The organism is Monashia sp. HAY1-2A (assembly GCF_056755315.1).
On record NZ_JBNDHY010000629.1, the window covers coordinates 1 to 248 of the forward strand.

General features: G+C 53.2%; 1 protein-coding gene. It reads right to left on the reverse strand.

Annotation, left to right across the window (positions count from 1 at the left end; translation table 11 throughout):
• Positions 1–149 (reverse strand): GTP-binding protein (locus ACPYOM_RS23320; RefSeq protein ID WP_481347792.1); only part of this gene is annotated, 149 nt, incomplete at its 3' end.
• Positions 150–248: the final 99 nt, after the last annotated feature.

The window sequence follows — 248 nt, forward strand, 5'->3', positions numbered from 1 at the left end:
ATCTGGTCGTACGCCTTGGCTTCGCCGCCGAATTTCTTCGACAGAACGGTTGCGATTGCAGCCGTCAGGGTGGTTTTGCCGTGGTCAACGTGACCGATGGTGCCGACGTTCCCGTGCGGCTTGGTCCGTTCGAATTTTTCCTTTGCCATTCTAGACTCCTAAGATCCTAACGATATTGAAAATTACCAGGCACACCTGACGGTCGAAACAGCCGACAGCCGTTTAAATTCTGGTGCCCTTGACGTGGA